A 12,611-nucleotide genomic window follows, 5' to 3' on the forward strand; every position below is an offset into this window, starting at 1 on the left:
CCAAAAAACGAATAAGCATGAGCAAACAATTTACCGCCGTAAACTGGAATACACCAGATAACGATTACGTTCTGATGTTCTGGGAACAGAATATCAAACAATTTTGGATCGATACCGAATATATACCATCCAAAGATATTGACAGCTGGAAAGGCTTAAGCTGGGACATGAAAGAATGCTACAAAAAGGCATTGGGAGGTTTAACCCTATTGGATACGCTACAAAGCCATACGGGAATGCCAAAAATCATCGATCATATCAGTTCTCTACAGAATAAGGCGGTGTTATCGTATATGTGTATGATGGAAGCTATCCACGCAAAATCATATTCCACGATCTTTACTACCGTATCCACCACCAACGAGATCAACGATGTATTTGGCTGGGTAAAGGAAAACAAATTCTTGCAATACAAGGCGGCGACCATTGACAAATACTACCGCGCAATCGATAAAGAGAGCGTAACCGACGAAGAACTGTTCATGGCCTTAGCCGGATCGGTATTATTGGAGTCTTTCCTATTCTATTCGGGCTTCTTCCTGCCATTATGGTTATGCGGACAGGGACAAATGGTGGCTTCGGCAGATATCATCAAGAAAATCGTTGCGGATGAGTCTATCCACGGAGTATTCGTTGGCTTGATCGCTCAAGAGGTATACAGCCGCCTACCAAATAAAGAGGAAGTGAAAGCTCGTTTCTTAAACCTGTTGAACGATCTTTACGAAAATGAATTGAAATACACCGAAGAGCTATATACAGTTGTTGGTTTGACTGCTGAAGTAAAAGAATATGTGCGTTACAATGGAAACAAAGCCTTGATGAACCTAGGCTTTGACCCAATCTTTGAAGTAAAGCAGGTTAACCCTATTGTGTTGAACGGCTTGAATACCGAAACAACACAACACGACTTTTTCTCGAAAAAATCAACCAACTACGAGAAAGCTATGGAAATCGTTCATTTAAAAGACGACGATTTCAAGATGGAAGTTGCTATTGAGATTTAACTAATATTTTTTGTATAAAATATAAAAGGCTCCGCAAAAAACGGAGCCTTTATCGTTTTCACAATATCTAGATAGCTGTAGCCAAACAGAATTGAAGACGACTTGTGTTCTTAAAACAAAACAAGTAAGTCATGCCCTGATATACTATACCCCATCGTCCACCTCAATTTAGCGCTTACTCTTACTGCCGAAAATAACAGCGATGCTCCTGCTTTATGCCCGCGGCAAGCTAACAAGTTTATATATTAAGTCGTTGGCAACACAAAAAATTAGCTATCTAAGCATACCTCATCGCAAAAAGGAAGACGCAGCAATCTACATGTTACCATGATAGGAGATTGCTGCGTCTTGGTTTCTTTTTCTTACTATGAAGAAAAAATATTGGGTATTTTAAATATCCAGCTAGTAATCGATCTAAGGCGCTTGATAACCTTCGTTTTGGGTAAGTTTCGGATTACGCTGTAATTCATCCATAGAAATTGGGTATACCAGATCGGTTGGTTTAAAAATTGCCCCAGAACCATTTGACGCGCCAACTAATGTTTGAAAAGTAACCTGTCCTTTTACCGTTGCTGAAATATTTGGGAACATGCCGGTCCGCAAACAATCGTCCCACATTTTAAATTCCAACGGCAGTTCGCGTAGGCGTTCTTTCCACACTTCTTGTACGAATTGATCCACCGACAAGCCTTGCAATTGCGCGGTGATCTGTGCTACCGTTTCACCTGTTGTGCTCGCGCGCGCTCTCACTTCAGCCAAATGGCCTGCTGCAGTTGCAACTCCAGTTGCTCTAGCTTTTACTTCCGCCGCGATCAACAAAGCTTCCGCATAACGATAAATATTACGATCTTTCGTCGAACGACCGGTATTTAATAATGCTTCTTCTTCTACAAATGCCCATACCCCCGCAACAGTACCCCCATTCCACGTTTTGTCATTCTGTGGATTAGTATACGACCAATGGTAGTACTGATTAGGCTTAATACGCAAATCATCTTCTTCATATATATTCAAAAAACGATTGGTTGGACCGTAAACACGCTCAAAGATTGTATACTTATCGAAGATAGCGTTAGCTGAGGCTGTAAAACCATACGTTGGCCATGAGCCACCAGGATTAATCACCGCATCAAACTCCATAGCATATATGGTTTCGTCCAATAGATCCGAAGTACGCAATTTATTAAAGGCACTATTTTCCGCTAGGTCGGTATTCGGGGTTAATGTGTGACCCGACTGAAGGACAATATCAATGTAAGGTACTGCTTCGTCAAATTTGTTTTGCTGCAGGTATACATTAGCCAAAGCCATTGCCGCTACATTTTTGTTCACACGACGTCCACTACTATTAAAGATTCCTGCAGGCAAGGTTTCCACCGCAGCAATTAAATCGGACTCAATTACTTCATAAACTTCTTCCGGGGAGCTGCGCGGCAAAAAGAAATCTTGATCTAAGCTTGCGTACTGATCAGTAGACAAAGGTAAACCCCCAAACATTTTTACCATAAAAAAGTAGTTGAAAGCCCGGAAGAATTTAGCCTCCCCAATTAATGTCGCTTTCGCATCATCAGGCATTGCGATGTTAGGAATATTCTTGATCGCACTATTGGCTATATTAATAGCTTGAAAAGCAGTACGCCAAATTTCATTTATTCTGTTTGAAACGATGCGCGTATTTTGCTGTCTTGTTAGCAAACGAGAATACTGATTGATCTGCTCTTGCCCTTCATAGCTATTTTCAAAATAGCCCGTCAACATGACTGGAATTGATGCAAACGGCCCTTGGTATGCACCGTTAGCATTTCCATAAAAAGTTGGTGCACCCAAACGGTACAACATATTGACGTTTTCTTGCGCTTGCCCCTGCGTTTTGTAGTAGTCGGCTTCACCAACGTCAGTTCTTGGATTTTCGTCTAAAAAATCTTTACAGGAACTCATGCACAACGTAGTTGATAAACTAAGTCCTAATATGATATATTTAAAATTCATCTGTCTTAAGTATTAAATGGTTAATTACAACGTTAGATTCAAACCGAAAGTGAATGTCTTTGCTCGCGGATAAGAGAAGAACGTCACATTTTGACCGAATTTATTTCCATCACCGGTAGACGTACTTTCAGGATCATATCCTTTAAAGTCTTTGGAAGTGATTAACCATGGGTTATTCGCACTAGCATAAACACGCAATCCAGAGATACCCAAACGTTCTGCCCATGATGAGTCGAACGAATAACCTAGCTGAATCAGGTTAAAACGTAGGAATGAACCATCCACGATCCAAGAAGAATCGATACGCGTATCCTGACCAGCGTGACCACCATTAGTCAAGAAAATAGCTTGTTGCATTGTGTTTGGATTCGATGGACTATAAGCATCCGTCAAAATTTCGCTCAAACCATTGGTGATACCAAAACGATCGTAAGTAGAGTGATAGAATTGTTGTAAAGTCTCGACACCATAGACAACCTGCATATCAACCGTCATATCAAAATTCTTATAGTTGAATGTATTGATAAAACTTCCTGACCAATCTGGAATCCCTTTACCCAAGATTTCCTGATTTGCCGAGCGCTTTGGTCTACCTATTTGTTCCCTGGTAATGTCGCCATTCTCAAAATCTGCCTCGGTATATATACCCTCGCGACGGTATCCATAGAAACTATTTAAGTTTTCTCCAACACGAATAACACTGTTTGGACCAGATACAAAGCTATTTTGAAGAATATCTGCGTTATTGTTTGCCAATTGAACGACACGATTCTGGTTGTAGTTCATATTGATCGTAGATGTCCATTGGAAATTTTCATTACGAATGGGTGCTCCGCTGATCATAATATCAAATCCTTTGTTGTTTACCGCACCAATATTCTGTGTTACGAACTCAAATCCAGATGCATTTGGAAGTGGCGCTTGCAAAAGCAAATCTGTCGTTCTCCGATTGTAGTAGGAGATATCAAAGTTCAAACGATTTTGAAACAACGCTAATTCGAAACCACCATCGATCGTTGTTGTTTTCTCCCACTTCAAGTCGTCATTACGTAAATTACCTAAGTAAGATGTTGACACACGCGTACCGCCTAACAGTTGCGTATTGTTAATGGCTCTACCAATGGATTGATAAGGTGCAATTTCGGAGTTACCGGTGATACCAATGCTACTGCGTAATTTCAGATTGTTTAACCAAGAGACATCTGCTAAGAATGATTCCTTAGATGCGACCCAAGCCAAACCCATAGATGGGAAGAAGCCGAACTTGTTATTCGCACCGAAGCGAGACGAACCATCATAACGACCTGTAACCGTAGCCGAATATTTATCATTTAATGTGTAGGCAGCACGCATAAAGTAAGAATTCATACCCCAACGTTCGTAAGCAGATTGTGGTGCCTGCGGTAAAGAACCAGCCGCCATATTATTCCATTTAAAGAAATCGTTAGTAAAGCCTTCTGTACGATTCATACTAAATTCGCGCTCCCGCCCTTGCCAAGATAAACCAGCTACCGCATTAATACGATGATTGTTAAATTGCTTATTGTAGCTCAAATAGGTTTCTTGTTGCCAGTAGAAGATATCTTCGTTTTCAATCTGTGCCCAACCGTTTGGACGAGAAATATTGTGTAGCAATACGGAAGAATAGCCACGGTACTGTCTCCTTTGCTTATCTACACCATATTGGGTTTTCAAATCTAGGCCATCAGCCAAATGGAAAGTCAACGCTGCATTACCAAAAATTTGCGTATTGGCGCGCATTCTTTCTTGTAGATCTAAGATAGCAACTGGATTGGACATCCCTTCGAAGCCTAGAACACCATTGACTGTTGATGAACCAGAAAAACTATATTGTCCGTCTGGCTGATAAACCGGCAACCAAGGCAACATCTCGATCATCGTACGACGTGCCTCTTGCCCACCGCCATCTTCTGGTGTAAAACGGCCGTAAGTATGGTTCGCCGTTAAGTTTATACTTGTAGAAAGCCAATCTTTCACTTTCGAATCGTAAGCCAATTTACCGTTCACACGCTTGTTGTAGGTGTTATTCACGACCCCTTGCTGATCGGTATAATTAATGAAAGCACCCACAGAAGATTTTTCATCACCTTGTTGGATATTAAGCTGATGATTTTGAGAAACAACAGTGCGAGTTGCTTCCCTTTGCCAATCGGTATTATACAATGGATTACCATTGGAATCGAAATAGTTTGGATCATTAAACCAATCTTTACGATCCAAAGACCAATTGTATTTATCAGGCATATAACGGTTTTCATTTTCCAAACCTATCATAAATGCTTGTACCCACTCTTCTGCATTCAAGAGATCCATATAGCGTTGTGGAGAACTCACACTGGCCGATCCTTGGTAGCTAATAGATCTCGTGCCGTCTTTATTCCCCCGCTTTGTCGTCACAAGGATGACGCCATTCGCACCGCGAGCACCATAGATGGCCGCAGATGAAGCGTCTTTCAATACTTCCATACGCTCGATATCATTCGGATTTACTAGGTGAAAATTTTCCATCACCACGCCATCCACTACATAAAGCGGGCTGGAAGAAGAGTTGATCGAAGCCGTACCACGGATTACTACGCGGTTTGCATACGCACCGGGCTGGCTAGAGTTGGAATATACATTCACACCAGCAGCCTGTCCGCGTAGGTTGTCCAAAGCACTAAAGCTTTGATTCTTGATCATATCCTGTCCCTTCACCATAGAAATGGAACCGGTTACATCCGATTTACGCATGGTTCCATAACCCACGACGACAACGTCATCCAGCAGTTCACTGTTGGAAGTCAATGGAAAGTTTAGGTCTCCCGTACCCACGGGCAATTCCAGCGTTTGATAACCTACAAACGAGGTTGTCACCATTTGTCCAACACTTGCTTGCAAGCTGTAATTCCCCTGTTCGTCAGTTTGTGTAGCAACATCAGTGCCCTTCACCGCAACGGTCACACCCGCAATCGGCTTTCCGGTTGTTGCATCCGTAACACGTCCGCGAACAGTTTGCTGTTTGACAAGACTTAAGGAAGGCTTCATGTTGATTGATTTAGCATTGGCTTGAACATGACCATAGCTGGTCGCCAATACGGCCAAAGAGAGAACCCATAGTTTTCCCTTGGACGGCTTTAATTTGTCAATGTTCCGCATAAAATTAATGTTTATACAATGTAGTTTAGCTTACGATTTACTAATTGGGCGTTCGTCAATAGACATACCTTGAACAGGCAGGAAAAAGACAAACAGGTTTAAATCAGTATAACGTTAACACTAATTAACACATTTACTTCCGAACAAAAAAGCATTTACCAAACTTTATTACTCATTTTAAACCTTTTAGCAGTTATGCTAAAACGATATTAGCACCCCGTTAAACCTCTTCAGATAGCCTGTTAGAGTGAATAATAACAAAACTTGCATTCGAATATACCCTGCGATAAATATCTATTTGCTAAAAATACCGTAACAAAAAAGCTCGATCCAATGATCGAGCTTTTCTGGCAATAGAAGGAATCGCTGTTCTCTTACTTAGATATTTCCCTTCTTCATTTCCTTGATCGCATAATCTACAGACCTTGCAGAGAAAGCCATGTACGTGAGTGATGGATTCTGTGTCGAGGTCGAGGTCATACTGGCACCATCCGTCACAAAAACGTTTGGCACTGTATGCATTTGATTCCATTTGTTGAGCACCGACGTTTTCGGGTCATTCCCCATACGCGCGCCACCCATCTCGTGGATATCCAACCCTGGTGCTTGCCAACGATCGTCTCGACGAATGTTCGTAAATCCAGCCTCAACGAACATCTCTTCCAAGGTATCGAGATAGTCTTTCTTCATTTTGGCATCATTATCATCATAATCGATAGCGATTTTCAACAAAGGCACACCCCAATCATCCTGCTGTTTTGTGTCTAGCGCCACGTAGTTGGAAGCTTTCGGAATCGTTTCCCCCATCATATGCGAGCTGACACCCCAGTTACCAAGTTTTGGGTTCAATAGGGAATTTTTTAAATCTTCGCCCAAACCGCTACGGTCCGAATTTGCCGATCGATAAGCGCCAAACCCTGCAGCATAACCTCGTAGGTAATCTGTTTCCTGTTTATGCAAATTGCGAAAACGCGGGATATATCCTCCACCAGCGGGATTACGACCATCGGTTTTGAAGTCTAATAGCCCTTCATATTCGGCATACATCCGTGCGCTATAATTGTGGAAAGCGACATACTTACCCAAGGTTTCGCTATCGTTACCCAATCCATTTGGAAAACGGTTGGAGCGCGAGTTAAGCAGGATCAAGTTGGTGTTAATTGCTGCTGCATTCACAAAGATCAACTTGGCATAGAAGTCCATTTCTTCCTTTGTGTTCCTATCAATGACCTTCACCCCAATGGCACGTCCCTTCTGCTCATCATAAAGGATGGAATGTACAACGGAATCGGGGCGTAAAGTCATATTTCCGGTCTTTGCCGCCCATGGCAAGGTGGAAGCATTGGAGCTAAAGTATCCACCAAATGGACATCCACGCTGGCAAAGCGTACGGCTTTGACATTGGGTACGCCCTTGCTGAATATGAATCGGTTCAGGCTTGGAGATGTGCGCACAGCGTGCTGAAATAACTTTACGCGCTGGATATTTAGCTTCAATTTTCTGTTTGAAGTACTTTTCAACTACATTTAGCGGATAACTCGGCAGAAACTCACCGTCGGGCAACTCCGGCAGTCCATCACGGTCGCCGGCAATACCGGCAAAACGCTCCACATAGTCATACCAAGGCTTTAAATCCGCATAGCGAATCGGCCAGTCCACGGCAAAACCATCACGTAAAGGGCCTTCAAAATCGAAGTCTGACCAACGCTGCGTTTGGCGTGCCCACAAAAGTGATTTGCCCCCGACCTGATACCCGCGAATCCAATCAAATGGTTTCTCTTGAACATAGGGATGCTCTTTGTCTTTCACAAAAAAATGCGCTGCATCTTCATGAAAGGCATAACAACGGTTCACGATAGGATTCTCCTGCTGAACGGCATAAGGCATCTCACCTCGATGTTCAAACTCCCAAGGATACATATTTGTCGTTGGGTAATCTTTCACATGCTGCACATCACGACCGCGCTCTAGCACCAACGTCTTTAATCCACGCTCGCTCAGCTCTTTGGCTGACCAACCACCACTTATACCCGAACCAATAACGATCGCATCATAGGTGCGTTCCTTCTCCGAATCAATATTTAGATTTGCCATGCTTAACCCTTCACTTTTACCGCTCCATTATATCGTCCTGGAACCAATTCATAAATCAATTTATTCTTCATCACATACTCCGAGTTCAGGTAGCCCTGAATAGTACGTTGTTTTGCAATCTTGGCGAAAACATCTTCCGCGCCCAGCTGCTGCAAATAGGCGAGTACCTCTACTGCCGGCTTACCAGACAGCTTTTTTGCGTCCTTCAGTCCCTTTAAAAATTGATCCTGCTCTTCGGGGCTGTGGCAATCATCCAACATCTTCATCACAAATAAATGTAATTTGAGTGTTTTGGCACCCGGACTATCCGTCTCGGGAATGATCGCTTCGACGATTTCAGCAAGAAGGGCCTCATCTGATGCACTCATCTTGATATGCTGGAGTGCAATGGATGCACTGCCATCCGTCGAACAAGACGTGGCAATCATCATCCCTCCTGCCAATACAAACAACTGCTTGATGGCTGATCTTCTATCCATAACGTTGGTGTAATTAAAGTGCCTAATTTAGTAATAATTATATTATTTTGATCTGCTAAAACGATTACAGCAAAATTTTATCTACGTCAACCAAACTTTCTACGACATAGGTTGCCGTCTGTAATTTCGCGCGCTCCGCGGCGAACCGAGACGCCGCGATACTGCGTAATCCAGCGTCTTGTGCAGCCCGCAGTCCCGTAGCGGTATCTTCCACAGCCACCAATTTTTCCGCCGGGATTTCCATCTTTTCGATAGCCAATAAATACGGCTCTGGATTTGGCTTCGCATGAACCACCTTCTCCCGCGTCACAAAAAACTCAAAAAAATCCAGCAAGCCGTGGTGTCCCAACACCGTATCTACGGTTGTTTGATAACTGGAAGTTACCAAACCAATCCGCTGGCCCGCGGCACGTAAATTCTCCAAAATCTCCTTGGCAAAAGGCATTAAAGAAATCGTGCGCATATCCGCGCGCGCATAAGCGGCTCTCGTTTCTTTCCACATAAATTCTTCCGTGGTCTCTATTCCCCAGTTCTGCTTCAAGAAATGTATGTTTCGCACCAATGTATGCCCAGCAAAAAGCGTCAGCCAGTCTTCAAAGGTTATTGTCAAATCAAAATTCGCCGCCAATATTGGTTGCCAACTGCTAAAGTAAAAATGTTCAGAATCGATTAATGTTCCATCAAGATCAAAAAGTACGCCTTCTATATGTTTCATTGCATAAATGTAATAGTAATTCACCAAACAATAAAGCCCATCTGCCGCTGGCCATCTTCTCCGATATGCCAGCAAGCAAAGCATGTGCGCAGTTCCTTGTAAATGCCTCTGTATTTTATTAAGTTTGTTAAACAACAAAAGTGAGACTATTTTCACAAATCGTGCCTCACAAATAGATAACAGAGAACAAATATCAGGCTACGAAGAACGGCCTAATGACATAGCTATTAAACAATGAAAGTAATTGCAGTAGGAAGAAACTATATAGACCACGCGAAGGAATTAAACAATCCAGTGCCAACGACACCTGTGATTTTTATGAAACCTGATACCGCGATACTCAAAGACAACAAAGACTTTTACTATCCCGAGTTTTCAAAAGACGTACATTACGAGGTAGAAGTCGTGATCCGCATTTGTAATGAAGGTAAACATGTATCGCCAAAATTCGCACATAAGTATTACGATGCCATTGGTCTTGGTATCGATTTCACTGCACGAGATATACAGGCCCAGCATAAGGAAAAAGGGCTTCCTTGGGAACTGGCCAAGGCTTTCGACCACTCTGCCGTAATCAGCCCTTTATTACCCAAGGAAGATTTTCCGGACATGAAACAAATCGCGTTTTCCATGCTCAAAAATGGTGAAACCGTGCAGTCAGGCAATACGCATGATATGATTTTTGATTTTGAAACATTAATTGTGTTTATCTCTAAGTATATCACCCTACGCAAAGGCGACCTCATTTACACGGGAACACCTGTAGGTGTTGGCCCTATTGCTATTGGCGACAAATTTGAGGGACGGATTGGCGATCAAACGATGTTCACCTGTAACATTAAGTAAAACTAACCGTCCTAAAAGAGCGATTAAGAAGGTTATCAAAAAACAAGAAAAGCGGATGAAGAACTACGGAATTTTACTGATTTATTTAGGTATGGCTTTGAGCGGTTGGGCACAGAACGATCAGATCATTACCGCACGAACCTATCCTCAGGGCTATTTTAGAAACCCGTTAGATATCCCGATGGATGCTTCTGGCACCTTTGGGGAGCTCCGCTCCACACACTTTCATGCTGGCGATGATTATCGTACCCAACAGCGGATTGGGCTTCCCCTTCATGCCGCAGCAGATGGTTTTGTATCACGTGTAAGGGTACAGATAGGCGGAGGTGGAAACTCGGTATACATCGACCATCCAAACGGCTACACCACCGTGTATCTGCATATGGATCGATTCAATGATGCGTTAACGAATATCATCCGCGCAGAACAATATAAACAAAAACGCTTCGATGTGGATGTTACCGTAGCTCCAGAACAAGTGAAACTAAGCAAGGGACAGGTTATTGGCCATGCAGGAAACACCGGAGGTTCGGCTGGGCCACACCTACATTTCGAGATTCGCGACAGCAAAACACAGCACCCGCTCAATCCACAGTTATTTGGACTTCGTTTCAACGACCGCTTTAACCCTACCATCAATAGCATCCTTGTTTACGATTTGAATGACGAGCTTTTTAATGAACACACGCCACGTAGACCTTTTCCCGCACGTGCCACACAAAATGGGCGCTACGGCTTGAACGCGGGCAATCCAATTTTGGTATCGGGCAAATTCGGACTCGGTATCAGCGCTATCGATAGACACCGCGCCGGTGGATTCCAAAACGGCGTGTACTCCATTGAGCTTTTTCTTGACGGCAAAGCGATTTCGACGGTACTATTTGAAGAGTTGGATTTCAACACATCTCGCGCTATACATGCTTATATCGATTATCCATATTGGAAGAGCAGCAAAGCCAAGGTGCAAAAGAGCTTCAAAGATCCCGGAAACCCGATAGAAATTTTCCATATCCTTGAAAACCGAGGTGTTATCAACCTGCCGGACAACGAGCTACACGAAGTGAAATATGTAGTAAAGGATGTGCAAGGAAATTGTAGCGAACTAAACTTCCAAGTTAAAAACAATGTCAACGCATCCCCAACCGTTGCAAAACGACATGGCCTGCAACTGTTCCAATGGGACAAAGAGAATACTTTTGAGCGCGATGATATACAAGTACAGATGCCCAAAGGCGTCCTTTATGACAACTTAGATTTTGAATACACTAATACTGCGCGGCCTACAGGTGGCTATTCGTTGACGCATCGTGTACATAATGGATTTATCCCATTATTCTCCACCTTTACACTACGTATTAAACCTACAAATCTTCCCGAACATTTGCAGCAGAAAGCGCTGATTGCCTCTGTGGAAAACGGATCCGAAGGAGGCAAATTCGAGAACGGATGGGTCACGGTCAATACGCGCAGTTTCGGCCGTTTTTATGTGGCCGTGGATACTGTCGCTCCAACCATTGTACCTAGAAATTTCAGCAATGGTAAGAACGTCGCTGCCCAGTCCAAGATCGATTTTACGATCAGCGACAACTTCTCGGGCATACAGTCTTTTAACGCGTATATAGACGATCAGTGGGTACTGATGGAGTACGACTCTAAAAACAGACACCTATGGCACCGCTTTGATACCGCTCTCAGCAAGGGTAGCCACCGATTTAAATTGGTCGTTACCGATTGGAAAGATAATGAGAAGACTTACGAAGCATCATTTACGAAATAATCAACATCAAACAGTAGAAAAGATCTGCACATTTCATCGTGCAGTACGATCAAAAAAGATAAATCAACTATTATGGCAGAATTAAATGTCGGCGACAAAGCGCCCGCGATCCAAGCGAAAAACCAAAAAGGAGAAACAGTGAGCTTATCGTCTTTTCTTGGAAAAAAGGTTATCCTCTATTTCTATCCCAAAGACAATACGCCCGGCTGTACAACGGAAGCCTGTAATTTCCGCGACAATTACCAATCTTTGGTAGACGAGGGATTTGAAGTCATCGGCGTTAGCATTGATAGCGAACAATCGCATCAAAAATTTATCAGCAAATTTGAGCTTCCTTTCAATCTCTTAGCAGATGAAGACCAAAAAATAGTCAACGACTATGGGGTATGGGTAGAGAAAAATATGTACGGCAAAAAATATATGGGCACTGCGCGCACGACCTTCATCATCGATGAAGAAGGTACTATTGCACATGTTATAAAAAAAGTGGATAACAAAAATGCCAGTCAGCAGGTACGCGACTTATACAAAAGCTAAACAAACCACCA

General features: G+C 43.0%; 9 protein-coding genes. 4 read left to right on the forward strand and 5 right to left on the reverse strand.

Annotation, left to right across the window (positions count from 1 at the left end; translation table 11 throughout):
• Window positions 1–17 precede the first annotated feature (17 nt).
• The gene (nrdF, locus tag SCB77_RS09460; protein ID WP_320186187.1) at window positions 18–1,004 is read left to right on the forward strand and encodes a class 1b ribonucleoside-diphosphate reductase subunit beta; all 987 of its coding nucleotides are present in this window, start codon (window positions 18–20) and stop codon (window positions 1,002–1,004) included.
• Between the two features lie 414 nt (window positions 1,005–1,418).
• Here nrdF and SCB77_RS09465 read toward each other — a convergent pair whose 3' ends face one another.
• The 5 genes from SCB77_RS09465 to SCB77_RS09485 form a co-directional block, all read right to left on the reverse strand.
• Window positions 1,419–2,993: a RagB/SusD family nutrient uptake outer membrane protein gene (locus SCB77_RS09465; RefSeq protein WP_320186188.1), complete on the reverse strand. Its 1,575-nt coding sequence runs from the start codon at window positions 2,991–2,993 to the stop codon at window positions 1,419–1,421.
• 24 nt (window positions 2,994–3,017) lie between these two features.
• The gene (locus tag SCB77_RS09470) at window positions 3,018–6,152 is read right to left on the reverse strand and encodes a SusC/RagA family TonB-linked outer membrane protein (protein ID WP_320186189.1); all 3,135 of its coding nucleotides are present in this window, start codon (window positions 6,150–6,152) and stop codon (window positions 3,018–3,020) included.
• 378 nt (window positions 6,153–6,530) lie between these two features.
• Window positions 6,531–8,246 (reverse strand): GMC family oxidoreductase, encoded by a 1,716-nt coding sequence (locus SCB77_RS09475; RefSeq protein ID WP_320186190.1) that lies wholly within the window; start codon window positions 8,244–8,246, stop codon window positions 6,531–6,533.
• 2 nt (window positions 8,247–8,248) lie between these two features.
• The gene (locus SCB77_RS09480) at window positions 8,249–8,725 is read right to left on the reverse strand and encodes a gluconate 2-dehydrogenase subunit 3 family protein (protein WP_320186191.1); all 477 of its coding nucleotides are present in this window, start codon (window positions 8,723–8,725) and stop codon (window positions 8,249–8,251) included.
• A 64-nt stretch (window positions 8,726–8,789) separates the two neighbouring features.
• Window positions 8,790–9,440, reverse strand: a complete 651-nt coding sequence (locus tag SCB77_RS09485) for an HAD family hydrolase (RefSeq protein WP_320186192.1) — start codon at window positions 9,438–9,440, stop codon at window positions 8,790–8,792.
• Between the two features lie 234 nt (window positions 9,441–9,674).
• Here SCB77_RS09485 and SCB77_RS09490 point away from each other — a divergent pair, with 234 nt between their 5' ends.
• From SCB77_RS09490 to bcp, 3 genes are all read left to right on the forward strand, one after another.
• On the forward strand, window positions 9,675–10,286 hold the full coding sequence (locus SCB77_RS09490; RefSeq protein WP_320186193.1) for a fumarylacetoacetate hydrolase family protein: 612 nt from the start codon (window positions 9,675–9,677) through the stop codon (window positions 10,284–10,286).
• 55 nt (window positions 10,287–10,341) lie between these two features.
• Complete coding sequence (locus tag SCB77_RS09495; RefSeq protein ID WP_320186194.1) at window positions 10,342–12,063, forward strand: M23 family metallopeptidase; 1,722 nt, start codon at window positions 10,342–10,344, stop codon at window positions 12,061–12,063.
• A 72-nt stretch (window positions 12,064–12,135) separates the two neighbouring features.
• Window positions 12,136–12,600, forward strand: coding sequence for a thioredoxin-dependent thiol peroxidase (gene bcp / locus SCB77_RS09500; protein WP_320186195.1), 465 nt, complete (start codon window positions 12,136–12,138; stop codon window positions 12,598–12,600).
• Window positions 12,601–12,611 lie beyond the last annotated feature (11 nt).

It is taken from the genome of Sphingobacterium bambusae (genome assembly GCF_033955345.1).
GTDB lineage: Bacteria > Bacteroidota > Bacteroidia > Sphingobacteriales > Sphingobacteriaceae > Sphingobacterium > Sphingobacterium bambusae.